Origin of the sequence: Klebsiella grimontii (assembly GCF_900200035.1) — a bacterium.
In the GTDB taxonomy this organism is placed as follows: domain Bacteria; phylum Pseudomonadota; class Gammaproteobacteria; order Enterobacterales; family Enterobacteriaceae; genus Klebsiella; species Klebsiella grimontii.
Genome location: NZ_FZTC01000022.1, coordinates 418390 through 444582, shown reverse-complemented (window position 1 = coordinate 444582; position 26193 = coordinate 418390). Strand labels below are relative to the sequence as shown.

Below are 26193 nucleotides of genomic sequence, written 5' to 3'. Positions count from 1 at the left end.
ATGCCAAAAATTGTTTTTCTGCCCCACCAGGACCTGTGTCCGGATGGCGTAGTTGTGGAAGCTGAGACCGGTGAGACCATTCTTGATGCTGCGCTGCGTAGCGGTATTGAGATTGAACACGCCTGCGAAAAATCCTGTGCCTGCACCACTTGCCACTGCATCGTGCGTGAAGGCTTTGACTCGCTGGCGGAAAGTACCGAAGATGAAGACGACATGCTGGATAAGGCCTGGGGGCTTGAGCCCGACAGCCGTTTGAGCTGCCAGGCGCGGGTGACTGACGAAGATTTGGTCATCGAAATTCCGCGTTACACCATCAACCACGCACGCGAGCATTAATATGGGACTGAAATGGACCGATAGTCGCGAAATCGGCGAAGCGCTGTACGACGCCTTCCCGGATCTCGACCCGAAAACCGTTCGCTTCACCGATCTGCATCAGTGGATATGCGACCTGGAAGAGTTTGATGACGATCCAAACGCATCCAATGAAAAAATTCTTGAGGCGATTCTGCTAGTCTGGTTAGACGAAGCCGAATAATTTTCGCGTTATGATTTACCCGGTGGTTATAAGCCGGATAAATCAACGGGCGAAAGAACTTTACGGGCTGCCATACGGCGGCCCGTTTGCTAAGAAGGATAATGATAATGACCGAAGCTATGAAAATTACGCTTACCGCTCAGCCAGCCGATGCGCGCTGGGGAGAAAAAGCGTCTTACAGCATTAATAACGACGGCATCGCCCTGCACCTGAACGGCAAAGACGACCTGGGCTTGATTCAGCGCGCGGCGCGGAAAATTGACGGCATGGGCATCAAACACGTTGCGCTTGATGGCGAAGGCTGGGACACCGACCGCGCATGGGCGTTCTGGGCGGGTTATAAGGGGCCGAAAGGCAGCCGCAAAGTGGAGTGGCCGGCCCTCGACGATGCGCAGAAAAGCGAACTGGATAACCGCTTGACCATTATTGACTGGGTCCGTGACACCATTAACGCCCCGGCGGAAGAGCTGGGGCCGGAACAGCTGGCGCAGCGTGCGGTAGACCTGCTGTGCAGCGTGGCCTGCGATAACGTCTCTTATCGTATCACCAAGGGTGAAGACCTGCGCGAGCAGAACTACCTGGGCCTGCACACGGTCGGTCGCGGCTCCGAGCGCCCGCCGGTCCTGCTGGCGCTGGACTATAACCCAACCGGCGATAAAGAAGCCCCGGTGTACGCCTGCCTGGTCGGTAAAGGCATCACCTTTGACTCCGGCGGATACAGCATCAAGCAGAGCGCCTTTATGGACTCGATGAAGTCCGACATGGGCGGCGCGGCAACGGTGACCGGCGCGCTGGCGTTTGCCATCACTCGCGGCCTCAATAAGCGCGTGAAGCTGTATCTGTGCTGCGCCGATAACCTGATTAGCGGCAACGCCTTTAAACTTGGCGATATTATTCACTATCGCAACGGTAAAACCGTGGAAATCATGAATACCGATGCGGAAGGTCGCCTGGTGCTGGCTGACGGCCTGATCGATGCTTCTGCGCAAAAGCCTGAGCTGATTATCGATGCCGCCACGCTGACCGGCGCCGCGAAAACCGCGCTGGGTAATGATTATCACGCGCTGTTCAGCTTTGACGATGGTCTGGCGAATCGCCTGCTGGCGAGCGCGCAGGCTGAAAACGAGGCCTTCTGGCGTCTGCCGCTGGCTGAGTTCCACCGCGGCCAGCTGCCGTCGAACTTCGCCGAGCTGAACAATACCGGCAGCGCGGCCTATCCGGCGGGCGCCAGCACCGCAGCGGGCTTCCTGTCCCACTTCGTGGAGAACTATCACCAGGGCTGGCTGCATATCGACTGTTCGGCGACCTACCGTAAATCTGCCGTTGAGCAGTGGTCGGCGGGCGCGACCGGCCTCGGTGTGCGCACCATTGCCAACCTGCTGACGGCAGAGTAATGGATTTTGCCGGGTGGCGCTGCGCTTACCCGACCGACAAAACTCGTGGGCCCGTGCGAGCGCAGCGCCGCCGGGCGATTTTGAAGTAGCGAAACTATGTCCGAAACTAAAAATGAGCTAGAAACCCTGCTGGAGAAGGCGGCGACCGAGCCAGGCCACCGTCCGGCGTTTTTCCGTACTTTGCTCGAAGCCACCGTTTGGGTGCCGGGAGCCGCCGCTCAGGGCGAGCAGGTTGTGGAAGATAGCGTACTGGACCTGCTGCACTGGGAAAAAGATGATGGCACATCGGTTATTCCTTTTTTCACCTCGCTGGAAGCGCTGCAGCAGGCCGTTGAGGACGAACAGTCTTTCGTGGTGATGCCGGTGCGCACGCTGTTCGCGATGACCCTGGGCGAAACGCTCTATCTCAATGCCAAACTCCCTACTGGCAAAGAGTTTGCGCCGCGAGAAATTAGCCATCTGCTGGGGGAAGAGGGCAGCCCGCTCAGTACCCAGACCGTGCTTGAGGGCGGCGAGTCGCTGCTGCTGTCTGAGGTTGCCGAACCGCCCGCGCAGATGGTGGACTCGCTGACCACGCTGTTCAAGACGCTGAAAACGGTGAAGCGCGCGTTTTTATGCTCTATTAAAGACAGCGCCGATGCCCCGGCCAACCTGCTGATTGGTATTGAAGCGGAAGGCGATATTGAGGCGGTGATTCAGGCCACCGGCAGCGTTGCGACCGATACGCTTCCCGGCGACGAGCCGATTGATATCTGCCAGGTGGTGGAGGGTGAAAAGGGGATTAGCCACTTTATGATTGCCCACATTACGCCGTTCTATGAAAAACGCTGGGGCAGCTTCCTGCGTGACTTTAAGCACAATCGCATTATCTAACCGAACGGGGGCTTACGCCCCCGTTGCTTTGTCTACTGCGCCGGTTCAATCGGCAAATCCGTCCGCGCGCCCCATTCGCTCCATGAGCCGTCATACAGGCTGACGCCGTTAACGCCCAGCGTGGTTAGCGCCAGCACCACGACCGCCGCCGTCACGCCGGATCCGCAGCTGGCAATAATCGGCTGCTCAAAGTCGACGCCCTGGCGAGCGAAAATCTCGTTCAGTTCATCGGTGGTTTTGAGTTCGCCGTTAATCACCAGTTCGCTCCAGGGGACGTTTAGCGCGCCGGGAATATGCCCGCTGCGCAAACCCGGGCGCGGCTCGGCCACCTGACCATTAAAACGCCCGGCCGGGCGAGCATCGACGATCTGCGCCGATCCTTCATGGCTGACCAGCAGCACATCGGTCAGACGCTTGATCGCCTGCGGATCGAGACGAGCGTCAAAATCACCTTCCGGCAGTTCAGGGAGGCCCTGCTCCAGCGGCAGCTCATCGCGACGCCAGCCTTCGAGGCCGCCGGCAACAATAGACACTTTTTCAACGCCGAAGGTGCGCAGCATCCACCAGGCGCGCGGCGCGGAGAAGAGATTGCCTTCATCGTATACCACCAGATGCTTATCGCTGCTGACGCCCAGTTCGCGCATGGCGACGGCAAACGCCTCCGCGCGCGGCATCATGTGCGGCAGCGGGCTGGTATGGTCGGAGAGGGCTTCGATATCGAAAAAAACGGCGCCGGGAATATGGCCCGCCTGATACTCAGCGTTAAGATCGCGCTGTTCCTGTCCCGGCGGAGCCATACGGGCGTCAATAATCTGGATTTCCGGGTCATCAATATGTTCCGCCAGCCAGTCGGCAGCGACAAAAAACGAGGTAGACATCGGCGTCTCCTTTTTTATTGTTCAAGAGTGAATTGTCGACGTTTTCCGGGAGAGTGACAAGTTATGGATCCCAGAGTGGCGACCGTATCACGGATGATTCACTCTCGGGAGTTTGATTCTATTCTCGTCGCTGTTGGTAATGATATTGTTAACGCATAATAATGTGTTCACTTAATGTATCCGGCCTGCGGGCCGAGGGGTTAGAAGGATGAAACCATTTCGTTTGGCGGCACTATCTCTGGCGCTGCTCACCGCGCTATCGTTGACCGGCTGCGACGACAGCGGCAAACCGCAGGCAGCTGCGCCCGCGGCGTCTGCGGCGACGGATAAAGCTAGCGCGAAGCCGGATGCCAGCCAGCTGGCGGCGCTGGCGGAAAAAAGCAAAGGCAAAGCGCTAACGCTGCTGGATGCCTCGGAAGTACAGCTCGACGGCGCGTCGACGATGGTGCTGACCTTCTCAATCCCTCTGCAGCCGGACCAGGATTTCTCCCGTAGCGTACATCTGGTCGATAAAAAAAGCGGCAAAGTTGATGGGGCCTGGGAGCTGGCGCCTAACCTGAAAGAGCTGCGGCTTCGCCATCTTGAGCCAAAACGCGAGCTGATTGTATCGGTAGATCCAACCCTGGCGGCGCTGAATAAAGCGACCTTTGACAGCAGCTTTGAAAAAACCATTACCACCCGCGATATTGCCCCGAGCATCGGCTTTGCCAGCCGCGGCTCGCTGCTGCCGGGGAAAGTAGTGGCCGGATTGCCGGTGATGGCGCTGAATGTCGATAACGTCGACGTCAATTTTTTCCGTATTAAACCGGAATCACTTTCGGCCTTCGTCAGCCAATGGGAATACCGTAATTCATTGAGCAATTGGGAGTCGGACGAGCTGCTGAAGATGGCCGATCTGGTCTATACCGGCCGTTTTGACCTCAACCCCGCGCGTAATACGCGTGAAAAACTGCTGCTGCCGCTGGCGGATATCAAACCGCTGCAGGAGCCGGGCGTGTATATCGCGGTGATGAACCAGGCGGGCCGCTACAGCTACAGCAACGCCGCGACGCTGTTCACCCTCAGCGATATCGGCGTATCCGCGCACCGTTACCACAACCGGCTGGATGTCTTTACCCAAAGTCTGGAAAACGGCGCGGCGCAGTCCGATATCGATGTTCAGCTCTTGAACGCCAAAGGGCAGACGCTGGCGCAGGCGAAGAGCGACGGCCAGGGCCATGTGACGCTGCAAACGGACAAAGAAGCGGCGCTGCTGCTGGCGCGTAAGGACGGGCAAACCACCCTGCTGGATCTCAAACTCCCGGCGCTGGACCTGGCTGAATTTTCCATTGCCGGCGCGCCGGGGTTCAGCAAGCAGCTATTTATGTTTGGTCCGCGGGATCTCTATCGTCCGGGCGAAACGGTGATCCTCAACGCTTTACTGCGCGATAGCGACGGTAAACCGCTCCCCGAGCAGCCGGTGAAGCTGGAAGTGGTGCAGCCGGACGGCCAGGTCATTCGTTCGACGGTCAGCAAACCGGTTAACGGCCTGTACCAGTTTACTTATCCCCTAGATAGCGGCGCGGCGACCGGGATGTGGCACATTCGCGCCAGCACCGGCGACAACCAGCCGCGCGAGTGGGATTTTCACGTCGAAGATTTTATGCCTGAGCGTATGGCGCTAAATCTCACGCCGCAAAATGCGCCCGTCTCTCCGGCTGCGGATGTTAGCTTTGCGGTGACCGGTGCTTATCTGTACGGCGCGCCGGCCAGCGGCAACTCGCTGCAGGGCAAACTGTTCCTGCGTCCGCTGCGCGACGCCGTGCCCGCGCTGCCGGGCTTCCAGTTTGGCGACATTGCCGAAGAGAACCTTTCCCGCAGCCTGGATGAAGTACAGACCACGCTGGACGTTCGGGGCCATGCAGAAGTCACCGCCGCCAGCCAGTGGCAGGAGAGCCGCTCTCCGCTGCAGGTGATCCTGCAGGCCAGCCTGCTGGAGTCCGGCGGACGTCCGGTCACGCGCACCGTCAGACAGCCAATCTGGCCTGCCGATACGCTACCGGGTATCCGGCCAGAATTTGCCCTGAAAGAGGTTTATGACTATCGCACCGACAGCACCGTCAAGCAGCCGGTGGTGGATGAAAACGGCGCCGCCGCGTTTGAGATTGTGTATGCCGATGCGAAAGGTGAGAAGAAGGCGGTCTCCGGGCTACAGGTGCGGTTAATTCGCGAACGCCGCGACTACTACTGGAACTGGTCCGATAGCGAAGGCTGGCAGTCGCAGTTCGATCAAAAAGATCTTCAGGAAGGCGAGGAGTCGCTGGATATTTCAGCCGGACAAACGGCGAAAGTGAGCTTCCCGGTCGAGTGGGGTTCTTATCGCCTGGAAGTCAAAGGGCCAGATGATGTGGTCAGCAGCGTGCGCTTCTGGGCCGGATACAGCTGGCAGGATAACAGCGACGGCCAGGGGGCGGCGCGTCCGGACCGCGTCACCATGAAGCTGGATAAACCGGCCTATAAACCGGGCGATACCATCAAGCTTCATATCGCCGCGCCGGCAGCCGGTAAAGGCTATGCGCTGGTGGAATCAAGCGAAGGGCCGCTATGGTGGCAGGAGATTGACGTCCCGGCGGAAGGGATGGACTTATCGATCCCGGTGGATAAAGCGTGGAATCGTCACGACCTGTACCTCAGCGCGCTGGTTATTCGTCAGGGGGATAAATCCCGCTCCGCGACGCCAAAACGGGCGGTGGGCCTGCTGCACCTGCCGCTCGGCGACGAAAACCGTCGTCTGAATCTGGCGCTGGAGGCGCCGGCTAAAATGCGCCCGAACCAGCCGCTGACGGTGAAGGTTAAGGCCAGCGTCAAAGAAGGCGAGATGCCGAAACAGGTTAACGTTCTGCTCTCCGCCGTGGATAGCGGGGTACTGAATATTACCGACTACGCGACGCCGGACCCGTGGAACGCTTTCTTCGGCCAGAAACGCTACGGGGCCGATATTTACGATATCTATGGTCAGGTGATTGAGGGGCAGGGGAGACTCGCCAGCCTGCGCTTCGGCGGCGACGGTGATGAACTTAAGCGCGGCGGCAAACCGCCGGTTAACCACGTGACGATTATCGCCCAGCAGGCGCAGCCGGTGGTGCTGGATGAGAAAGGCGAAGGGACGGTGACTCTGCCGATTGGCGACTTTAACGGCGAACTGCGGGTGATGGCCCAGGCGTGGACCGCTGACGATTTTGGCAGCAGCGAAGGGAAAACGATCGTGGCTGCGCCGGTCATTGCCGAGCTGAACATGCCGCGCTTCCTCGCCAGCGGGGATACCACGCGGCTGGCGCTGGATCTCAGTAACCTGACCGATAAGCCGCAAACCCTCAACGTTGCGCTGGCCGCCAGCGGTCTGCTGCAGCTTGAAGGGGGAGAAATACCGCCGGTGCAGCTGGCGCCCGGCGCGCGCAGCACCCTGTTTGTACCCGTCCGCGCGCATGAAGGTTTCGGCGATGGTCAGGTGAATGCCATCATCAGCGGCGTGAACCTGCCGGGTGAAACGTTCACGCCAATGCAAAAACAGTGGAAGCTCGGCGTGCGTCCGGCTTTCCCGGCGCAAACTGTCAATTCGGGCGCCGTCCTGCAACCAGGCGAAAGCTGGCAGGCTCCGGCGGCGCAAAGTGAGGGCTTCTCGCCGGCGACGCTGCAGGGACAGCTGGTGTTCAGCGGCAAGCCGCCGCTGAACCTGGCGCGCTATATTCGCGACCTGAAAGCCTATCCCTATGGTTGCCTGGAGCAGACCACCAGCGGGCTGTTCCCGTCGCTCTATACCAACGCCGTCCAGCTTAAAGCGTTGGGCATCAGCGGCGATAGCGATGAAAAACGACGCGCGGCGGTGGATATCGGCATTTCTCGCCTGCTGCAGATGCAGCGCGATGATGGCGGTTTCGCCCTGTGGGATAAAGAGGGTCCGGAGGAGTACTGGCTAACGGCCTACGCGATGGACTTCCTCGTCCGGGCGGGCGAGCAGGGCTACAGTGTCCCGACTAACGCCGTCAACAGCGGTAACCAGCGTCTGCTGCGTTATTTACAGGAGCCGGGGCTGATGACCGTCCGCTATAGCGATGATGCCCAGGCCAGCCGCTTTGCCGCTCAGGCCTATGCCGCGCTGGTGCTGGCCCGGCAGCAGAAAGCGCCGCTCGGCGCGCTGCGCGAGATCTGGAGTCGTCACGACCAGGCGCGTTCCGGTCTGCCGCTGCTGCAGTTGGGCGTCGCCTTGAAATTGATGGGCGATGCGCCGCGCGGCGACGAGGCCCTGAAGCTGGCGATGGCCACGCCGCGCCAGGATGCGAACCGCTGGCTCGGCGATTACGGCAGCGAGCTGCGCGACGATGCGCTGAAGCTGGCGCTGCTGGAGGAGAATAAACTGCTGCCGGAAGCGCAAAATACGCTGCTCAGCAATCTGGCGGAAGAGGCATACGGCCAGCGCTGGCTTTCGACGCAGGAGAGTAATGCTCTGTTCCTGGCCGGGCGTACGTTGCAGGACCGTCCCGGCAGCTGGCAGGCGCAAACCTCCGTGCAGGCCGAACCGCTCTCCGGCGATAAAGCGCAAATCCGCAACCTGACCGGCGACCAGCTGGCGGCGCTGCAGGTCACCAACACCGGCCAGCAGGCGCTGTGGCTTCGCCTCGACAGCAGCGGATATCCGCAGAGCGCTCCGCAGCCGGGAGGCAACGTGCTGGGAATCGAACGGCAAATTTTCGATACCCAGGGCCAGCAGAAATCGCTCGCTTCGCTGCGCAGCGGCGAACTGGTGCTGGTGAAGCTGGAAGTCACGGCCAAACGCAACGTGCCGGACGCGCTGGTAGTGGATTTACTCCCGGCGGGGCTGGAGCTGGAAAACCAGAATCTGGCTAACAGCAGCGCCAGCCTGCAGGAAAATGGCGAAGCGGTGCAGAATCTGCTTAACCAGATGCAGCAGGCGGATATCCAGCACATTGAGTTTCGCGACGATCGCTTCGTCGCCGCGGTGGCTATCAATGATGGCCAGCCGGTGACGCTGGTTTATCTGGCGCGCGCGGTGACGCCGGGCACTTATCAGGTACCGCAGCCGCAGGTCGAGTCAATGTACGTGCCGCAGTGGCGGGCAACCGGCGCGGCCAGCGGACCGCTAACCGTTGCGCCCTAAATGCGGGTATTGAAGCGTATAAAACGCCGCTGGCGCTGGCTGGCGGCGTTTATTTTTTTGCTGTGGCTATTGCTGCTGGCGGCCGATCGGCTATGGCCGCTGCCGCTGCATGAGGTTACGCCTGCCAGAGTGGTGGTGGCGGAAGACGGCACGCCGCTGTGGCGCTTTGCCGATGCGCAGGGCGTCTGGCGCTATCCGGTGACGCTGGCCGACGTTTCGCCACGCTATTTACAGGCGCTGATCCACTATGAAGATCGCTGGTTCTGGGATCATCCCGGCGTCAATCCGCTCTCGATCGCTCGCGCCGCCTGGCAGGATCTCACTTCCGGCAGAGTGATCTCCGGGGGCAGCACCCTCACTATGCAGGTGGCGCGCCTGCTCGATCCTCATCCCCGCACCTTTGGCGGCAAGCTGCGGCAGCTATGGCGAGCGCTGCAGCTGGAGTGGCATCTGTCAAAAAGCGAGATCCTCACGCTCTACCTCAACCGGGCGCCGTTCGGCGGTACGCTGCAGGGGATCGGCGCGGCCAGCTGGGCCTATCTGGGTAAACCCCCCGCGCAGCTAAGCTACGGCGAAGCGGCGCTGCTGGCGGTATTGCCGCAGGCGCCGAGCCGCTTACGTCCGGACCGCTGGCCCGAGCGGGCGCAGGCGGCGCGCGATAAAGTCCTGCTGCGAATGGAAAGCCAGGGCGTGTGGCCGTCGCAGCCGGTGCGAGAAGCTCTCGAAGAGCCCGTCTGGCTGTTTCCGCGGCAGATGCCGCAGCTGGCGCCGCTTTTTGCCCGCCGCGCGCTGGCGAGCAGCCGCGCAGAGAAGGTGGTCACGACGCTGGATGCCGGGCTACAGCGGCAGCTGGAAGATCTGGCGCTGAACTGGAAATCGCGCCTGCCGCCGCGCAGTTCTTTAGCGATGATCGTGGTCGACCATACCAATATGAAGGTGCGCGGCTGGGTAGGATCGGTGGATATTGGCGATGATAGCCGCTTTGGTCATATTGATATGGTCTCGGCGATCCGCTCCCCCGGCTCGGTACTGAAGCCGTTTGTCTATGGTATGGCACTGGATGAGGGGCTGATCCATCCGGCCTCATTACTGCAGGACGTGCCGCGACGCTTTAGCGACTACCGACCGGGCAACTTTGACAGCGGGTTTCACGGGCCGGTGAGCGCCAGCGACGCGCTGGTTCGCTCGCTGAACCTTCCGGCAGTGCAGGTGCTGGAGGCCTACGGACCGAAGCGTTTTGCCGCCAGGCTACGCAATGCCGGATTGCCGCTGATGCTACCCGCCGGCGCGGAGCCGAATTTATCGCTGATCCTCGGCGGCGCCGGCGCGCGTCTGGCGGATATCGTGGCGGCGTACAGCGCGTTCGCCCGCCACGGCAAGGCGGGACAATTGCGCATCACGCCGGACTCGCCGCTGGTTGAGAGGCCGCTGCTGTCGCCGGGGGCCGCGTGGATCGTGCGGCGCATACTGGCCGGCGAAGCGCAGCCGGTGCCCGATGCGTCGCTGGTGAAGGTGGTGCCGCTGGCGTGGAAAACCGGCACCAGCTACGGCTATCGCGACGCCTGGGCGATCGGCGTGAATGCCCGCTATCTGATTGGTATCTGGACCGGACGGCCCGACGGCACGCCGGTCGTCGGACAGTTTGGCTTCGTCAGCGCGGTGCCGCTGCTGAATCAGGTCAATAATCTGCTGCTGGCGCGACCGGCTATGAGCCGCGGCGGATTACCGGCCGATCCTCGCCCGTCGTCGGTCAGCGCCGGGACCGTGTGCTGGCCCGGCGGGCAGAATTTAGCGGCGGGCGACGCGAACTGCCGCCGACGGCTGGCAACCTGGCTGCTCGACGAGAGCCAGCCGCCGACCCTGCTGCTGCCTGGTCAGGAGGGGATTCGCGGGATTCGTTTTCCGGTATGGCTGAATGAGAAAGGGGAGCGGGTGGCGGCAGATTGCCCAGGCGCGGTGGCGAAAAGCCTCGACGTCTGGCCGCTGCCGCTTGAACCCTGGCTGCCCGCGGGCGAACGGCGTCGCGCCAGGTTGCCGGCGGTTTCGGCGGACTGCCCGCCGGTGCAAACCGTCGATGCCGCCCCGCTGGTGCTATCCGGCATCCGTGAAGGCGCGGTGGTTAAACGTCTGCCCGGCGAGCTGAAGGTGATGCTGCCGCTGCAAACGACCGGCGGGGAAGGGCGGCGCTGGTGGTTTCTGAACGGCGAACCGCTGACCGCGGAAGGCGCCAGCGCCATCCTTAACCTTGAGCGCCCCGATAGTTATCAGCTAGTGGTGATGGATGAGGCGGGGCAGATTGTTGCCGCTAACTTCACCGTGCAATAAACAGAACTTGCCTGAATTAGCCGGATTTGTTGTTTAAGGTCGCTTTTTTTTAAAAAAATGTTACCTAAACACATAGGCAACCGCCTTAGATGATGATTATAATTCGCGCCGTATTTATCGGTCTCATCTGCGAAACAGAACAACATATATAAAGAGGTTATCATGGCTATTGAACGTACTTTTTCCATCATCAAACCAAACGCGGTGGCAAAAAACGTTATTGGCGGCATCTTTTCTCGCTTTGAAGCTGCAGGGTTCAAAATTGTTGGCACCAAAATGCTGCATCTGACCGTTGAGCAGGCTCGCGGCTTCTATGCTGAGCACGAAGGTCGCCCGTTCTTTGACGGTCTGGTTGAATTTATGACTTCCGGTCCGATCGTGGTTTCCGTGCTGGAAGGCGAAAATGCGGTTCAGCGTCATCGTGACCTGCTGGGCGCAACCAACCCGGCGAACGCGCTGGCGGGTACCCTGCGCGCAGACTACGCTGACAGCTTCACCGAGAACGGCACCCACGGTTCCGATTCTGTTGAATCCGCCGCGCGCGAAATCGCGTTTTTCTTTGCTGAAGGCGAGGTTTGTCCGCGCACCCGCTAATCCTCGTCGGCTTTTCGACCGTCGCGGTATTGGCTGCGCGCGTTCACCCGGTCACATAGTTATCTATGCTCCCGGGGCTTCACTTGCTTGCCGCCTTGCGACAATCGAAAATCCTTATAGGATCTGCCAGGCAGTTACAGATTTTTTCATCATTGCAGCGTGCAAACGTGGTATTGATGGGCCAGAATTTGTAGAATACAGCGCCCCGGATGAGCAGTCGCTCCCGGGGCGTTTCTTTTTTCAACCCTCCAGGGGCCATAACGTGTAATAACGAGGCCGGAATCAATTATGTCTGAACAAATAGTCACGCCTGATAGCGCCGCTCTGACGGTGCCGAACAAAGATGCCAAAATCAACCTGCTGGATTTGAACCGTCAGCAGCTGCGCGAGTTTTTCAAAAACATGGGCGAAAAGCCTTTTCGCGCCGATCAGGTGATGAAATGGATGTATCACTACTGCTGCGATAACTTTGATGAGATGACCGACATCAACAAGGTTCTGCGCGGAAAATTAAAGGAAGTCGCGGAGATCCGCGCGCCGGAAGTCGTGGAAGAGCAGCGCTCGAGCGACGGCACCATCAAGTGGGCGATTGCCGTTGGCGATCAGCGCGTCGAAACCGTGTACATCCCGGAAGACGATCGCGCCACCCTGTGCGTTTCTTCCCAGGTGGGCTGCGCGCTGGAGTGTAAATTCTGTTCTACGGCCCAGCAGGGTTTTAACCGCAACCTGCGGGTTTCGGAAATTATCGGCCAGGTCTGGCGCGCGGCGAAAATCGTCGGCGCGGTGAAGACCACCGGCGTACGTCCGATTACCAACGTGGTGATGATGGGGATGGGCGAGCCGCTGCTGAACCTGACTAACGTGGTTCCGGCCATGGAAATCATGCTTGACGACTTCGGCTTTGGTCTTTCTAAGCGTCGCGTCACGCTCTCCACCTCCGGCGTGGTGCCAGCGCTTGATAAGCTTGGCGATATGATTGACGTCGCGCTGGCCATCTCTCTGCACGCGCCGAACGATACCATTCGCGACGAAATCGTGCCGATCAACAAGAAATACAACATCGAGACCTTCCTGAACTCGGTGCGCGGCTATATTTCGAAGTCCAACGCCAACCAGGGCCGCGTCACTATCGAATACGTCATGCTGGATCACGTCAACGACGGCACCGAGCATGCGCATGAGCTGGCCGCGCTGCTGAAAGATACGCCGTGCAAGATCAACCTGATCCCATGGAACCCCTTCCCTGGCGCGCCGTATGGCCGTAGCTCCAACAGCCGTATCGACCGTTTCTCCAAGGTGTTAATGGAGTATGGTTTCACCACGATCGTGCGTAAAACCCGCGGCGACGATATCGACGCCGCCTGCGGTCAGCTGGCCGGCGACGTTATCGACCGTACCAAGCGTACGCTGCGTAAACGTATGCAGGGCGAAGCGATCGACGTGAAGGCGGTCTGATCATAAATGATGCAGCGCACAGCCTGGGCGGTGCGTTGCATATTTGTGGAATAGCCGGGCGAAATACGCTGTTGTGGTTAATAATTACGGTGCGTTTTTGTCGACTTTGAGGCAGTATGTAGCGGTACAACAACCGCTTAGCATTCAATTTTGATAAGTCTCTGTGATACCAGGTCATACGGACTTATACTGTTTGTCTGACGTTGAGCAGATGTCTCGCGGCGCGGGGTAACCGGCGCTGAATTTTAAATTTCACGTACCAGTAGTTGTAGCGAATGAATACTGAAGCCACTCAAGACCATCAAGAAGCAAACACTACGGGCGCGCGTCTGCGTAATGCCCGCGAACAACTCGGGCTCAGCCAGCAGGCGGTGGCTGAACGCTTATGCCTGAAGGTTTCCACGGTTCGTGATATTGAAGACGATAAGGCACCCGCCGATCTTGCTTCAACCTTCCTGCGCGGCTATATCCGCTCTTATGCTCGCCTTGTGCACATTCCAGAAGAAGAGCTGCTGCCGATGATGGCCAAGCAGGCTCCGATTCGGGCGGCGAAAGTTGCCCCCATGCAGACCTTCTCGCTGGGTAAACGTCGCAAAAAGCGCGACGGTTGGCTGATGAGCTTTACCTGGCTGGTGCTGTTCGTGGTGATCGGCCTCAGCGGCGCCTGGTGGTGGCAGGACCACAAAGCGCAGCAGGATGAGATCTCCACGATGGCCGATCAATCCTCCGCCGAACTGAATTCTGGCGATAACAACAGCCAAAGCATCCCGCTGGATAATCAATCGGCGAATTCCGCACCGGACACCGCTGCCAACAGCGCGCCTGTCGAGACCTCTCCGGCGCCGGCTCCAGCACCTGCCCCGGCTCCGGTCGAGAATAACGCCGTGGTCGCGCCTTCGCAGGCAAACGTTGATACGGCGGCAACTACGCCGTTACCGACCGATCAGGCAAACGTGACCGCTGCGGCGGCCTCCGCGCAGGATCTGGTGCTGAACTTCACCGCCGACTGCTGGCTGGAAGTGAGCGATGCGACCGGTAAAAAGCTGTTCAGCGGTTTGCAGCGTAAAGGCGGTAACCTCAACCTGAGCGGCCAGGCACCTTATAAACTGAAAATCGGCGCCCCGGCAGCGGTACAGATTCAGTATTTGGGTAAACCTGTCGATTTAAGTCGTTTTATCAGAACTAACCAGGTTGCACGTCTGACCCTTAATGCCGAACAATCACCGGCGCAGTAACAGACGGGTAACGCGGGAGATTTTTCATGCATAACCAGGCTCCGATTCAACGTAGAAAATCAAAACGAATTTACGTTGGGAATGTGCCGATTGGCGATGGCGCCCCTATCGCCGTACAGTCGATGACAAACACGCGTACCACCGATGTGGCGGCGACGGTAAATCAAATTAAAGCCCTCGAGCGCGTTGGCGCGGATATCGTGCGCGTTTCGGTGCCGACGATGGATGCGGCGGAAGCGTTCAAACTTATCAAACAGCAGGTTAACGTCCCGCTGGTTGCCGATATCCACTTCGATTACCGCATTGCGCTGAAGGTAGCGGAATACGGCGTTGATTGCCTGCGTATTAACCCGGGCAATATCGGCAACGAAGAGCGTATCCGCATGGTGGTGGACTGTGCTCGCGATAAAAATATTCCTATCCGTATCGGGGTAAACGCCGGTTCTCTGGAAAAAGATCTCCAGGAAAAATACGGCGAACCGACCCCGCAGGCGCTGCTGGAATCGGCAATGCGCCATGTCGATCATCTCGATCGTCTCAACTTCGATCAGTTTAAAGTCAGCGTAAAAGCCTCCGATGTGTTCCTCGCGGTTGAATCCTATCGCCTGTTGGCGAAACAGATCGATCAGCCTCTGCACCTCGGGATCACCGAAGCGGGCGGCGCGCGCAGCGGCGCGGTGAAGTCCGCGATCGGCCTCGGCCTGCTGCTGTCTGAAGGGATCGGCGATACGCTGCGCGTCTCTCTGGCGGCGGATCCCGTTGAAGAGATCAAAGTGGGCTTCGATATTCTCAAGTCGCTGCGTATTCGCTCTCGCGGGATCAACTTTATTGCCTGCCCGACCTGTTCACGTCAGGAGTTTGACGTTATCGGTACCGTTAACGCGCTGGAGCAGCGCCTGGAAGATATCATTACGCCGATGGATATTTCGATCATTGGCTGCGTGGTAAACGGTCCCGGCGAGGCGCTGGTTTCCACCCTCGGCGTAACCGGCGGCAATAAGAAAAGCGGCCTGTACGAAGACGGCGTACGTAAAGACAGGCTGGATAACGACGATATGATCGATCAGCTGGAAGCGCGTATTCGCGCTAAAGCATCGATGCTGGATGAGGCGCGTCGTATCGATATCCAGCAGGTTGAAGCGAAATAACGTGTTGGGAAGCGATACGCTTCCCGTGTATGATTGAACCTGCGGGCGCGAGGCGCCGGGGTTCATTTTTGTATATATAAAGAGAATAAACGTGGCAAAGAACATTCAAGCCATCCGTGGCATGAACGATTATCTGCCGGGCGAAACCGCTCTCTGGCAGCGCATTGAAGGCTCACTGAAGCAGGTGCTTGGTAGCTACGGTTACAGCGAAATCCGTTTGCCGATTGTAGAGCAGACCCCGTTATTCAAACGCGCTATCGGCGAAGTGACCGACGTGGTTGAAAAAGAGATGTACACCTTTGAGGACCGTAACGGCGATAGCCTGACTCTGCGTCCGGAAGGCACGGCTGGCTGCGTACGCGCCGGTATCGAACATGGTCTCCTGTACAATCAAGAACAGCGCCTGTGGTACATTGGGCCGATGTTCCGCCACGAACGTCCGCAAAAAGGCCGCTACCGTCAGTTCCACCAGATTGGCGCCGAAGCGTTTGGCCTGCAGGGGCCGGATATCGATGCCGAGCTGATTATGCTGACCGCCCGCTGGTGGCGCGAGCTGGGTATCTCCGGCCACGTTGCGCTGGAGCTGAACTCTATCGGTTCGCTGGAGGCTCGCGCTAACTATCGCGACGCGCTGGTGGCCTATCTTGAGCAGTTTAAAGATAAGCTGGACGAAGACTGCAAACGCCGCATGTACACCAACCCGCTGCGCGTGCTGGATTCTAAAAACCCGGACGTCCAGGCGCTGCTGAACGACGCCCCGACGCTGGGCGACTATCTTGATGAAGAGTCCAAAACGCATTTTGCCGGGCTGTGCGCGCTGCTGGATGATGCCGGTATTCGCTATACCGTGAATCAGCGTCTGGTACGCGGTCTCGACTACTACAACCGCACCGTGTTTGAGTGGGTCACCACCAGCCTCGGTTCCCAGGGCACCGTCTGCGCCGGAGGCCGTTACGATGGTCTGGTTGAGCAGCTTGGCGGTCGCGCTACCCCTGGCGTCGGCTTTGCGATGGGGCTGGAACGTCTTGTTTTACTGGTTCAGGCAGTGAATCCGGAATTTAAAGCCGATCCTGTTGTCGATATATACCTGGTAGCCTCCGGAACTGACACCCAGTCCGCAGCAATGCGTCTGGCTGAACAGGTACGCGATGCGTTACCCGGCGTTAAGCTGATGACCAACCACGGCGGCGGCAACTTTAAGAAGCAGTTTGCGCGCGCTGATAAATGGGGCGCTCGCGTTGCGCTGGTGCTGGGCGAATCAGAAATCGCCGACGGAAACGTGGTAGTGAAAGATTTACGCTCAGGTGAGCAAACTACCGTAACGCAGGATAGCGTTGCCGCGCATTTGCGCACACTTCTGGGTTAATCTCCCGGGAATCATTAGTCAGGAGAAGGACTGCGTGGAACTTTACAATAACGAAAACGATCAGGTCGATGCGTTAAAGCGTTTCTTTGCTGAAAATGGCAAGGCGCTGGCCGTCGGGGTGATTTTGGGCGTTGGCGCGCTGGTTGGCTGGCGCTACTGGACCTCCCATCAGCTGGACACCGCCAGGGGCTCGTCTCTGGCATATGAAAATGCGATTTCCGCGCTCAAATCGGATAAACCAGAAGCGCTGAACGCGGCGCAGAAATTTGCCGCCGACAGCAAAAACACCTATGGTGCGTTTGCGTCTCTTGAGCTGGCGCAGCAGTTTGTCGATAAAAACGACCTGCAGAACGCTGAAAAGCAGCTTCAGCAGGGGCTGTCAGCCGCTTCTGATGATAACCTGAAATCGGTTATCAATATGCGTCTTGCTCGCGTACAGCTGCAGCTTAAGCAGCCTGATGCCGCGCTGAAAACCCTGGATGCCGTGAAAGGCGAAGGCTGGACCGCGATTGTCGCCGACCTGCGCGGCGAGATCCTGCTGAGCAAAGGCGATAAGCAAGGGGCGAAAGCGGCATGGGAAGCGGGCGCGAAAAGCGATGCTTCACCGGCGCTCAGCGAAATGATGCGTATGAAAATAAATAATTTGTCCATCTGAGAGGGACTCGATGCAATTGCGTAAATTACTTTTGCCAGGGCTGCTTTCCGTTACCTTATTGAGCGGTTGTTCGCTGTTTAACAGCGAAGAAGATGTGGTGAAAATGTCGCCACTGCCGACGGTGGAAAACCAGTTTACGCCGTCCACGTCCTGGAGCACCTCCGTTGGCGGCGGTATTGGCGAATTCTACTCTAACCTGCACCCGGCGTTTGCTGATGGCGTTGTGTATGCCGCCGATCGTAAAGGCACCGTTAAAGCCCTGAATTCAGGCGACGGCAAAGAGGTGTGGTCGGTTAACCTGGCCGAGAAAGACGGCTGGTTCTCCCGCGCGCCTGCGCTGCTCTCCGGCGGCGTGACCGTCTCCGGCGGCCATGTTTATATCGGTAGCGAAAAAGCGAAAGTTTACGCGCTGAACACCAGCGACGGTACCGTTGCATGGGAAGCGAGCGTGGCGGGTGAAGCGATTTCCCGTCCGGTCGTCAGCGACGGTATGGTGCTGATTCATACTACTAACGGTCAGCTGCAGGCGCTGAACGAAGCTGACGGCGCGGTGAAATGGACCGTTAACCTGGATATGCCAGCGCTCTCTCTGCGCGGCGAATCCGCTCCGGCTACCGCGTACGGCGCAGCGATTGTGGGCGGCGATAACGGTCGCGTCAGCGCGGTGCTGATGCAGCAGGGCCAGATGATTTGGCAACAGCGTATCTCTACCGCCACCGGTCCGACTGAAATCGACCGTCTTAACGACGTCGACACGACGCCGGTTATAGTGAACGGCGTGATTTATGCGCTGGCCTATAACGGCAACCTGACGGCGCTGGATCTGCGCAGCGGCCAGATTATGTGGAAACGCGAGCTGGGTTCAGTGAACGATTTCATCGTCGACGGCAACCGTATATACCTGGTTGATCAAAACGACCGTCTGCTGGCGCTTACCACCGACGGCGGCGTGACGCTGTGGACGCAAAGCGATCTGCTGCACCGTCTGCTGACGGCGCCTGTGCTGTATAATGGCAACCTGGTGGTTGGCGATAGCGAAGGCTATATGCACTGGGTCAACCCGGAAGATGGTCACTTTGTGGCTCAGCAAAAGGTAGACAGCTCAGGCTTCCTGACCGATCCGGTTGTGGCTGACGGCAAGCTGCTGATTCAGGCGAAAGACGGCACGCTGTACGCGATTACGCGTTAACAACAGCGGTAGTCTATTTTTGAGAAACGGCCCCTGGCAGACAGGGGCCGTTTTGGCTTTTTTAAAAACGCCGTGAAAATGGCGTTGTATCGATTTTAGTATGAGGCATTTAACATGATACCTGTGGTCGCGCTTGTCGGGCGCCCTAACGTTGGAAAATCCACGCTTTTTAACCGCTTAACGCGCACTCGCGATGCGTTGGTCGCGGATTTTCCGGGGCTGACTCGTGACCGTAAGTACGGTCGTGCTGAAGTGGAAGGCCGCGAATTTATCTGTATCGATACCGGCGGGATCGACGGTACCGAAGATGGCGTAGAAACGCGGATGGCGGAACAGTCGCTGCTGGCAATCGAAGAAGCGGACGTCGTGCTGTTTATGGTCGATGCGCGTGCGGGCCTGATGCCGGCGGATTCGGCAATTGCGAAACATCTGCGCTCTCGTGAAAAACCGACCTTCCTGGTGGCAAACAAAACTGACGGCATCGATGCCGATCAGGCGATTGCCGATTTTTGGTCGCTGGGTTTAGGCGAGATTTATCCCATCGCCGCTTCACACGGTCGCGGCGTCACCAGCCTGCTGGAGCATGTGCTGCTACCGTGGGTTGACGAGGTGAACCCGCCGGAAGAAGTGGACGAGGACGCGGCATACTGGGCGCAGTTTGAAGCGGAGCAGAACGGCGCAGAAGTTGAAGAGCCGGAAGATGATTTTAACCCGCAGGATCTGCCGATTAAGCTGGCGATTGTGGGCCGCCCGAACGTGGGTAAGTCAACGCTCACCAACCGTATTCTGGGCGAAGATCGTGTGGTGGTTTACGATATGCCGGGAACCACTCGCGACAGCATCTACATCCCGATGCAGCGCGATGAGCGGGAATACGTTCTTATTGATACCGCAGGCGTGCGTAAGCGCGGGAAAATTACCGATGTCGTCGAAAAATTCTCGGTGATCAAAACGCTGCAGGCGATTGAAGATGCCAACGTGGTGCTGTTGGTCATTGATGCGCGCGAAGGGATTTCCGATCAGGATCTCTCCCTGCTGGGCTTTATTCTCAACAGCGGCCGCTCGCTGGTGATTGTCGTCAATAAATGGGACGGCCTGAGCCAGGAAGTGAAAGAGCAGGTGAAAGAGACCCTCGACTTCCGTCTGGGCTTTATCGACTTTGCCCGCGTGCACTTTATCTCCGCGCTGCACGGCAGCGGCGTTGGCAACCTGTTCGAATCCGTACGCGAGGCGTACGACAGCGCCACCCGTCGCGTGGGCACCGCTATGCTGACCCGCATTATGACTATGGCTGCCGAAGACCATCAGCCGCCGCTGGTGCGCGGCCGTCGCGTGAAGCTGAAATATGCCCACGCCGGTGGTTATAACCCACCGATCGTGGTGATTCACGGTAACCAGGTTAAAGACCTGCCGGATTCGTACAAACGCTATCTGATGAACTACTTCCGTAAATCGCTGGAAGTGATGGGTACGCCGATTCGTATTCAGTTCAAGGAAGGGGAAAACCCGTTTGCCAACAAACGTAATACCCTGACGCCGAACCAGATGCGTAAGCGTAAGCGCTTGATCAAGCATATTAAGAAAAGCAAGTAAGTTAGCCGCCAGCCTCAAAAATCTAAAGCCCGCACCCGTCGGGCTTTTTTATTATCGCTATTGTTCATGCGCAGAATAATAATAAACTCGCTTGAGGCCGCGTTATAAATGTGAGAAAAACCAAGGAGGATAGATATTTTTGTGACAATGAGGTCAGAATGAAAAGCCTTTTAACTCTCCTGATGCTGTGTCTTATTCCCATAGCCTGTGCTGCTGAATCACAAGCGATTGAACCGCGCGTTAAGCCTGCTTATCCCGCGAAAGCTGAAAAAAAAGGAATACCAGGTCAGGTTAAAGCGCAATTTGACGTTGATGAGAACGGGCGGGTGATTAACGTTCAGTTATTAAGCTCCGATCCTTCAGGAATGTTTGATAATGAAGTCAGGGCCGCAATGGAAAAATGGCGATACGTCAAAGGGAAGCCTTCCAGCAATAACATCATTACCATTCATTTCACGCCCGGGCCGTCTTGCGTAGAGGTGCCAGCGCCAAACCAGCCCGGCAGTATTCAAAGCAGGGGCGTCCCTTTTCGCTAAAGTTGAACGCACGTGAAATAACGTAGGGACAATCGTAATAAACGCCGGGAACAGGGATATGAAAAAAACAATAGTGATGGTCGGTTTGGTTATTTTAGCCAGCAGCTGTGCGCCGTTTCATCCTTCTGACTGCCATAAAACATCAGCGCTTGGGAGCTGTAGCTCCGGACGATTCAGCGATGACGATGAATATGGCAGGCAGGCGAGAGCGATAAAAGAGTCTATTGATTCCCGGTTATCCAATCGCTACGGCTGGACGGGTAAAAAATGCACGATACATCTGAGTTTTAGCGATGAGGGTAAACTGAATAGCGTGACAACGAGCGAAGGTAATAAAGCATATTGTGCCGCGCTGGTTGATGCCGCTAAACGGGCCACTTTTCCGCCGTTCACCGATAAGCAGGTCTATGACGCTTTTGCTCAGTCCCGATTCAGTATGCAGGGTGAATAAAATTAAACGCGGCGGCCAGGCAGGGGGCGAATAGCCTGCGGAGGGTTAATGACCGGCAGCAGCCACAGATTATGCAACCGTGATAAAATAAAGCTATATACCCATTGTCAGGAGTCACCATGGAATTTGATTGCCCCGTGTGCCATGCGCAGCTTGCTGTGCAGGGCAATAGCGCCCATTGCGAGCGTTGTGCGAAAGATTATGTTGTTGAAGCCCGCTGCCCGGATTGCCACCAGCCGCTGGAGGTATTAAAGGCCTGCGGCGCGGTGGATTACTTCTGCCAGCACGGTCACGGGCTGATTTCAAAAAAACGCGTCGAGTTTGTGCCGATTTAACCTTTATCGCTGACGCAGCCTTCGCCGTCGCGCCAGAGTTCAATCAGTGAATTTGGCGCACGCTCCTCGGGAATGAGGATAATCAGGCTGTGATAATGCTGTTCGCTAATTATCTGAATGCGGAAGAAACGCTGGTCGCCGCTCCCCGGCGAGTCGGGCTGACCTGGCGGTTTGCCCAGCGGTAGCGACTGTTGGAGAATCGTCGCGATCCGCTGCCTTTGTTGCTCGTTAAGCCGGGCAACGACAATCTTCCGCATCCCGCTGAGCGCCGGGATCCAGGCGACGCCACCCTCGCGCGCCAGCTCAATGACCGCGTCATCGCTGAGATCGGGGAGATTCATAGCGCGACTCCGACCCGCTCCCAGGCCTGAGTAATCGCATCAGCGGCCTCTTTGCCAGAGCGTTTCTCGCCATGGTGAATCGTCAGTCTGGCAAAGGCGGAGAAGTCGGCGTCTTTTGCCAGAGAGTGATCGCACACCGCGTCGTACCAGGCATATCCCGCTTTTTCCCATGCAAAACCGCCGATTGCGCTGGCGGCGAGATAAAAGGCGTGATTAGGAATACCGGAGTTAATATGAACGCCGCCGTTATCCTGCTGGGTATGAACAAAATCTTTCATATGCGCGGGTTGCGGGTCTTTGCCAAGGATAGGGTCATCATAAGCGGTACCCGGCTGCGACATAGAGCGCAGACCTTTGCCGTGGATGCCTTTCGCGAGTAGCCCCTCGCCAATAATCCAGTCCGCTTTGTCAGCCGTCTGCTGGCGCTGATATTGTTTGACCAGCGATCCAAAGACATCCGATAGTGATTCGTTGAGCGCGCCGGATTGTTCGAAATAGATGAGACCGGCTTCGCTCTCCGTCACGCCATGGCTTAGCTCATGCGCCACTACGTCAATAGCGATAGTAAAACGATTAAAAATCTCGCCATCGCCGTCGCCGAATACCATTTGTTGGCCGTTCCAGAACGCGTTTTGATATTCGTGACCATAGTGGACGCTGCCGGTGAGCTTCAACCCGCGGTTATCCAGCGAATCTCGCTGGTAGCTCTTCCAGAAAAAATCATGGGTGATGCCGAGATAGTCATAGGCTTCATCAACGGCTACGTCGCCGTTAGAGGGCTGTCCCTCAAAACGGACCTGGGTACCCGGCAGATCCTGGGTCTGCCCGGCATCATAAATGTCACGCTCAAGCAGGCCCGGCGTGGTGACGTGGGCGGCGGCGGGGCGGCCCGGAACGTGCGCCATCAGAGTCTGAACATGGCTGAGGGTATTCTGCGCGCAGCGCTGCTGCTGAAGAGAACCACGATCGACAATACGACGTAAGATGTAGGGCGGGATCACATAACGGGGATAAGCTTCTGGCATGTCACGCTCCTTAGCCGGGTAAAACCGTTTTAAAAGGGCATGACTGCAGTATAGTTATCACCGGTCGAAATGGCAGGATAATCAGGCTTTTTTGCGGGTACGGGTTTTCTTCACCGGCGTGATGTTCTTCACTTCGCTCTCTACCCAACCATCGTTCAGGCGGGTCGTGAGAAGGTCACCCTCGCGCACCTGCGTCGTTTGTTTCAGCACTTTGCCGTCGCTGACGGAAGTGACGCTATAGCCGCGGGCGAGCGTCGCCAGCGGGCTGACGGCTTCCAGATGCGTGACCATATTACCGAAGCGTTCACGTTGATCGCCAAGACGCGCGCGGATGTTTTCCGCCAGCCGGTATTCCAGCTGTTGAATACGGCTCTGGGCGCGGTGAATGCGCGGCTGCGGATTTTGTTGATTCAGGCGCTGCGCGGCGCGCTGTTGGCGCTGGTCGGCGCGCTTCATCTGCGTCTCAAGAGCGAAACGCATGCGTTGGCGCAATCTTTCGAGTTCCGTTTGCTGACGGGCCAGCCGCAGCTGGGGATGCTGCTGCTGCAGGCGGTGAAAAATTTGGGTAAATCGGCGATGGCGGTTGGCAAGGAAGTAGTCCATTGCCATTTCGAGACGCTGCTGCCCGGACTGGAGCTGGCGCAGCAGCTCCTGCTGGTTGCGGCTGACAATTTCTGCCGCGGCGGAAGGCGTTGGCGCGCGCAGGTCGGCAACAAAGTCGGCGATAGTGACGTCGGTCTCATGGCCTACGGCGCTGACGATGGGAATAGGGCTGGCGAAAATCGCCCGCGCCACCCGCTCGTCGTTAAAGCTCCATAGATCTTCCAGCGAACCGCCGCCGCGTCCGACAATCAGCACATCGCACTCATGGCGCGCGTTGGCCAGTTCAATGGCGCGAACGATCTGCCCCGGCGCATCTTCACCCTGTACGGCGGTCGGGTAGATAACGACCGGCAGGGAAGGATCGCGGCGCTTGAGCACGTGCAAAATATCGTGCAGCGCAGCGCCGGTTTTAGAGGTAATAACGCCAATGCAGTGCGCGGGGGAGGGGAGCGCTTTTTTATGCTGCTGATCGAACAAGCCTTCCGCGGCCAGCGCTGCCTTGAGCTGTTCATACTTCTGCTGCAGCAGACCTTCGCCCGCCGGCTGCATGCTTTCGACGATAATTTGATAATCGCCGCGCGGCTCGTAAAGCGTGATATTAGCGCGTACCAGCACCTGCTGCCCGTGCTGCGGGCGGAAGGTCACGCGGCGGTTGCTGTTGCGGAACATCGCGCAGCGCACCTGGGCGTTATCGTCCTTTAAGGTGAAGTACCAGTGACCAGAAGAGGGTTGGCTGAAGTTTGAAATTTCGCCGCTAATCCACACCTGGCCCATTTCACGTTCCAGCAGCAGTCGAACCGACTGATTGAGGCGGCTAACCGTGTAAATTGAGGGGGATTGAGATGGCAACATGTGAGCAAGATCAAATTTTAAATCAGCAGGTTATTCAATCGATAGTAACCTGCTGGGAGGGGATCGCAAGTATTATTTGCAAAAAAGGGTAGATGCAATCGGTTACGCTCTGTATAATGCCACGGCAATATTTATCCACCCTGGTCGAGATATTGCCCATGCTACGTATCGCTAAAGAAGCCCTGACGTTTGACGACGTCCTCCTCGTTCCCGCTCACTCAACCGTTCTGCCAAATACCGCCGATCTCAGCACTCAGCTGACGAAAACCATTCGTCTGAATATTCCTATGCTTTCCGCTGCAATGGATACCGTGACTGAAGCGCGTCTGGCAATTGCCCTGGCACAGGAAGGCGGCATCGGCTTTATTCATAAAAACATGTCTATTGAACGCCAGGCTGAAGAAGTAAGGCGCGTGAAAAAGCATGAATCCGGCGTGGTGACCGACCCGCAGACCGTCCTGCCAACCACCACCCTGCGCGAAGTCAAAGTACTGACCGAACGCAACGGTTTTGCTGGCTATCCGGTGGTGACCGAAGACAACGAGCTGGTCGGCATTATCACCGGTCGCGATGTGCGTTTCGTCACCGACCTGAATCAGCCGGTGAGCGTTTATATGACGCCTAAAGAGCGTCTGGTGACCGTTCGCGAAGGCGAAAGCCGCGAAGTGGTCTTTGCCAAAATGCATGAGAAACGCGTTGAGAAAGCGCTGGTTGTGGATGACAGCTTCCATCTTCTCGGCATGATCACCGTTAAAGATTTCCAGAAAGCAGAACGTAAACCGAACGCCTGTAAAGATGAGCAGGGTCGCCTGCGCGTTGGCGCGGCGGTTGGCGCGGGCGCGGGCAACGAAGAGCGCGTTGATGCGCTGGTTGCCGCGGGCGTAGATATTCTGCTGATCGACTCCTCTCACGGCCACTCTGAAGGCGTATTGCAGCGTATTCGCGATACTCGCGCTAAATACCCTGACCTGCAAATCATCGGCGGCAACGTGGCGACCGGTGCGGGCGCTCGCGCGCTGGCGGAAGCCGGCTGCAGCGCGGTGAAAGTGGGTATCGGCCCTGGCTCCATCTGTACGACCCGTATCGTGACCGGCGTGGGCGTTCCGCAGATCACCGCCGTTTCCGACGCGGTTGAAGCGCTGGAAGGCACGGGTATCCCGGTTATCGCCGACGGCGGTATCCGTTTCTCCGGCGATATCGCGAAAGCGATTGCCGCGGGCGCGGCCGCCGTCATGGTCGGTTCGATGCTGGCGGGTACCGAAGAGTCTCCGGGCGAAATCGAACTCTATCAGGGCCGTTCTTACAAGTCTTACCGCGGTATGGGTTCCCTGGGCGCGATGTCTAAAGGTTCCTCCGATCGCTACTTCCAGACCGATAACGCCGCCGACAAACTGGTGCCGGAAGGTATCGAAGGTCGCGTCGCCTATAAAGGGCGTCTGAAAGAGATTATTCACCAGCAGATGGGCGGCCTGCGCTCCTGTATGGGTCTGACCGGTTGTGGTACCATCGACACCCTGCGGACCAAAGCGGAATTCGTGCGCATCAGCGGCGCGGGTATCCAGGAGAGCCACGTTCACGACGTGACCATCACTAAGGAATCCCCGAACTACCGCATGGGCTCCTGATTTTCATCGCCCGGCCACGCGCCGGGC

22 protein-coding genes are annotated in these 26193 nt (G+C 58.0%); 18 read left to right on the top strand and 4 right to left on the bottom strand.

Going from position 1 to position 26193, the window contains the following annotated elements:
- From fdx to sseB, 4 genes are all read left to right on the top strand, one after another.
- On the top strand, positions 1 to 336 hold the full coding sequence (gene fdx, locus KOSB73_RS22795; RefSeq protein ID WP_004104503.1) for an ISC system 2Fe-2S type ferredoxin: 336 nt from the start codon (positions 1 to 3) through the stop codon (positions 334 to 336).
- A gap of 1 nt (position 337) precedes the next feature.
- Entirely contained in the window at positions 338 to 538 is a 201-nt protein-coding gene (iscX, locus tag KOSB73_RS22790) for a Fe-S cluster assembly protein IscX (RefSeq protein ID WP_004104502.1), read from the top strand.
- A gap of 107 nt (positions 539 to 645) precedes the next feature.
- On the top strand, positions 646 to 1932 hold the full coding sequence (pepB, locus tag KOSB73_RS22785; protein ID WP_004123606.1) for an aminopeptidase PepB: 1287 nt from the start codon (positions 646 to 648) through the stop codon (positions 1930 to 1932).
- A gap of 96 nt (positions 1933 to 2028) precedes the next feature.
- Positions 2029 to 2805 (top strand): enhanced serine sensitivity protein SseB, encoded by a 777-nt coding sequence (sseB, locus tag KOSB73_RS22780; RefSeq protein ID WP_004136447.1) that lies wholly within the window; start codon positions 2029 to 2031, stop codon positions 2803 to 2805.
- A 32-nt stretch (positions 2806 to 2837) separates the two neighbouring features.
- On the opposite strand, the gene sseA is transcribed toward sseB, so the two are convergent.
- Positions 2838 to 3683, bottom strand: a complete 846-nt coding sequence (gene sseA / locus KOSB73_RS22775; RefSeq protein WP_024359354.1) for a 3-mercaptopyruvate sulfurtransferase — start codon at positions 3681 to 3683, stop codon at positions 2838 to 2840.
- Between the two features lie 208 nt (positions 3684 to 3891).
- On the opposite strand from sseA, the gene KOSB73_RS22770 reads away from it, so the two are divergent.
- The 13 genes from KOSB73_RS22770 to KOSB73_RS22710 all read left to right on the top strand — a co-directional run bounded on the left by KOSB73_RS22770 (position 3892) and on the right by KOSB73_RS22710 (position 21720).
- Positions 3892 to 8838 (top strand): alpha-2-macroglobulin family protein, encoded by a 4947-nt coding sequence (locus KOSB73_RS22770; protein ID WP_098141026.1) that lies wholly within the window; start codon positions 3892 to 3894, stop codon positions 8836 to 8838.
- Positions 8839 to 11163 carry a peptidoglycan glycosyltransferase PbpC gene (gene pbpC, locus KOSB73_RS22765; protein WP_064410813.1) on the top strand — a complete coding sequence of 775 codons (2325 nt, stop codon included), beginning with the start codon at positions 8839 to 8841 and terminating at the stop codon, positions 11161 to 11163. It begins immediately after the preceding gene.
- 162 nt (positions 11164 to 11325) lie between these two features.
- Positions 11326 to 11757 carry a nucleoside-diphosphate kinase gene (gene ndk / locus KOSB73_RS22760; protein WP_004114414.1) on the top strand — a complete coding sequence of 144 codons (432 nt, stop codon included), beginning with the start codon at positions 11326 to 11328 and terminating at the stop codon, positions 11755 to 11757.
- 288 nt (positions 11758 to 12045) lie between these two features.
- Complete coding sequence (gene rlmN, locus KOSB73_RS22755; protein WP_004123586.1) at positions 12046 to 13212, top strand: dual-specificity RNA methyltransferase RlmN; 1167 nt, start codon at positions 12046 to 12048, stop codon at positions 13210 to 13212.
- Positions 13213 to 13487: 275 nt separating this feature from the next.
- Positions 13488 to 14447, top strand: a complete 960-nt coding sequence (gene rodZ, locus KOSB73_RS22750) for a cytoskeleton protein RodZ (protein WP_049085717.1) — start codon at positions 13488 to 13490, stop codon at positions 14445 to 14447.
- A 26-nt stretch (positions 14448 to 14473) separates the two neighbouring features.
- Entirely contained in the window at positions 14474 to 15595 is a 1122-nt protein-coding gene (gene ispG, locus KOSB73_RS22745) for a flavodoxin-dependent (E)-4-hydroxy-3-methylbut-2-enyl-diphosphate synthase (protein ID WP_004136451.1), read from the top strand.
- Between the two features lie 91 nt (positions 15596 to 15686).
- Positions 15687 to 16961: a histidine--tRNA ligase gene (gene hisS, locus KOSB73_RS22740; protein WP_004136452.1), complete on the top strand. Its 1275-nt coding sequence runs from the start codon at positions 15687 to 15689 to the stop codon at positions 16959 to 16961.
- 34 nt (positions 16962 to 16995) lie between these two features.
- Positions 16996 to 17616 carry a YfgM family protein gene (locus KOSB73_RS22735; RefSeq protein WP_098141024.1) on the top strand — a complete coding sequence of 207 codons (621 nt, stop codon included), beginning with the start codon at positions 16996 to 16998 and terminating at the stop codon, positions 17614 to 17616.
- Positions 17617 to 17626: 10 nt separating this feature from the next.
- Positions 17627 to 18805 carry an outer membrane protein assembly factor BamB gene (gene bamB / locus KOSB73_RS22730; RefSeq protein WP_004104478.1) on the top strand — a complete coding sequence of 393 codons (1179 nt, stop codon included), beginning with the start codon at positions 17627 to 17629 and terminating at the stop codon, positions 18803 to 18805.
- A 114-nt stretch (positions 18806 to 18919) separates the two neighbouring features.
- Positions 18920 to 20398: a ribosome biogenesis GTPase Der gene (gene der / locus KOSB73_RS22725; protein ID WP_004136453.1), complete on the top strand. Its 1479-nt coding sequence runs from the start codon at positions 18920 to 18922 to the stop codon at positions 20396 to 20398.
- 158 nt (positions 20399 to 20556) lie between these two features.
- A complete protein-coding gene (locus KOSB73_RS22720) occupies positions 20557 to 20934 on the top strand; it encodes a TonB family protein (protein WP_004136454.1) in 378 nt (125 codons plus the stop codon).
- Positions 20935 to 20992: 58 nt separating this feature from the next.
- Complete coding sequence (locus tag KOSB73_RS22715; protein ID WP_024359348.1) at positions 20993 to 21385, top strand: cell envelope integrity TolA C-terminal domain-containing protein; 393 nt, start codon at positions 20993 to 20995, stop codon at positions 21383 to 21385.
- 119 nt (positions 21386 to 21504) lie between these two features.
- Positions 21505 to 21720: a zinc ribbon domain-containing protein gene (locus KOSB73_RS22710; RefSeq protein WP_024359347.1), complete on the top strand. Its 216-nt coding sequence runs from the start codon at positions 21505 to 21507 to the stop codon at positions 21718 to 21720.
- On the opposite strand, the gene KOSB73_RS22705 is transcribed toward KOSB73_RS22710, so the two are convergent.
- From KOSB73_RS22705 to xseA, 3 genes are all read right to left on the bottom strand, one after another.
- Positions 21717 to 22061, bottom strand: a complete 345-nt coding sequence (locus KOSB73_RS22705) for a protealysin inhibitor emfourin (protein WP_024359346.1) — start codon at positions 22059 to 22061, stop codon at positions 21717 to 21719. The genes KOSB73_RS22710 and KOSB73_RS22705 overlap by 4 nt on opposite strands.
- Positions 22058 to 23086 carry a M4 family metallopeptidase gene (locus KOSB73_RS22700; protein WP_024359345.1) on the bottom strand — a complete coding sequence of 343 codons (1029 nt, stop codon included), beginning with the start codon at positions 23084 to 23086 and terminating at the stop codon, positions 22058 to 22060. Before KOSB73_RS22700 ends, KOSB73_RS22705 begins: the two co-directional genes overlap by 4 nt.
- Positions 23087 to 23167: 81 nt before the next feature.
- Positions 23168 to 24541 carry an exodeoxyribonuclease VII large subunit gene (gene xseA, locus KOSB73_RS22695; RefSeq protein ID WP_024359344.1) on the bottom strand — a complete coding sequence of 458 codons (1374 nt, stop codon included), beginning with the start codon at positions 24539 to 24541 and terminating at the stop codon, positions 23168 to 23170.
- 158 nt (positions 24542 to 24699) lie between these two features.
- Between xseA and guaB the strand changes: the two genes are divergently transcribed.
- A complete protein-coding gene (gene guaB, locus KOSB73_RS22690; protein ID WP_004123540.1) occupies positions 24700 to 26166 on the top strand; it encodes an IMP dehydrogenase in 1467 nt (488 codons plus the stop codon).
- Positions 26167 to 26193 lie beyond the last annotated feature (27 nt).

Excerpts from the sequence above, each read along its gene's own strand:
- KOSB73_RS22700 (WP_024359345.1), bottom strand. The coding sequence starts at position 23,086 with ATGCCAGAAGCTTATCCCCGTTATGTGATCCCGCCCTACATCTTACGT.
- KOSB73_RS22720 (WP_004136454.1), top strand. The coding sequence starts at position 20,557 with ATGAAAAGCCTTTTAACTCTCCTGATGCTGTGTCTTATTCCCATAGCC.
- rodZ (WP_049085717.1), top strand. The coding sequence starts at position 13,488 with ATGAATACTGAAGCCACTCAAGACCATCAAGAAGCAAACACTACGGGC.
- rlmN (WP_004123586.1), top strand. The coding sequence starts at position 12,046 with ATGTCTGAACAAATAGTCACGCCTGATAGCGCCGCTCTGACGGTGCCG.
- guaB (WP_004123540.1), top strand. The coding sequence starts at position 24,700 with ATGCTACGTATCGCTAAAGAAGCCCTGACGTTTGACGACGTCCTCCTC.
- ndk (WP_004114414.1), top strand. The coding sequence starts at position 11,326 with ATGGCTATTGAACGTACTTTTTCCATCATCAAACCAAACGCGGTGGCA.
- KOSB73_RS22705 (WP_024359346.1), bottom strand. The coding sequence starts at position 22,061 with ATGAATCTCCCCGATCTCAGCGATGACGCGGTCATTGAGCTGGCGCGC.
- bamB (WP_004104478.1), top strand. The coding sequence starts at position 17,627 with ATGCAATTGCGTAAATTACTTTTGCCAGGGCTGCTTTCCGTTACCTTA.
- ispG (WP_004136451.1), top strand. The coding sequence starts at position 14,474 with ATGCATAACCAGGCTCCGATTCAACGTAGAAAATCAAAACGAATTTAC.
- pbpC (WP_064410813.1), top strand. The coding sequence starts at position 8,839 with ATGCGGGTATTGAAGCGTATAAAACGCCGCTGGCGCTGGCTGGCGGCG.
- der (WP_004136453.1), top strand. The coding sequence starts at position 18,920 with ATGATACCTGTGGTCGCGCTTGTCGGGCGCCCTAACGTTGGAAAATCC.
- fdx (WP_004104503.1), top strand. The coding sequence starts at position 1 with ATGCCAAAAATTGTTTTTCTGCCCCACCAGGACCTGTGTCCGGATGGC.
- sseB (WP_004136447.1), top strand. The coding sequence starts at position 2,029 with ATGTCCGAAACTAAAAATGAGCTAGAAACCCTGCTGGAGAAGGCGGCG.
- KOSB73_RS22715 (WP_024359348.1), top strand. The coding sequence starts at position 20,993 with ATGAAAAAAACAATAGTGATGGTCGGTTTGGTTATTTTAGCCAGCAGC.
- xseA (WP_024359344.1), bottom strand. The coding sequence starts at position 24,541 with ATGTTGCCATCTCAATCCCCCTCAATTTACACGGTTAGCCGCCTCAAT.
- KOSB73_RS22770 (WP_098141026.1), top strand. The coding sequence starts at position 3,892 with ATGAAACCATTTCGTTTGGCGGCACTATCTCTGGCGCTGCTCACCGCG.
- iscX (WP_004104502.1), top strand. The coding sequence starts at position 338 with ATGGGACTGAAATGGACCGATAGTCGCGAAATCGGCGAAGCGCTGTAC.
- KOSB73_RS22710 (WP_024359347.1), top strand. The coding sequence starts at position 21,505 with ATGGAATTTGATTGCCCCGTGTGCCATGCGCAGCTTGCTGTGCAGGGC.
- sseA (WP_024359354.1), bottom strand. The coding sequence starts at position 3,683 with ATGTCTACCTCGTTTTTTGTCGCTGCCGACTGGCTGGCGGAACATATT.
- pepB (WP_004123606.1), top strand. The coding sequence starts at position 646 with ATGACCGAAGCTATGAAAATTACGCTTACCGCTCAGCCAGCCGATGCG.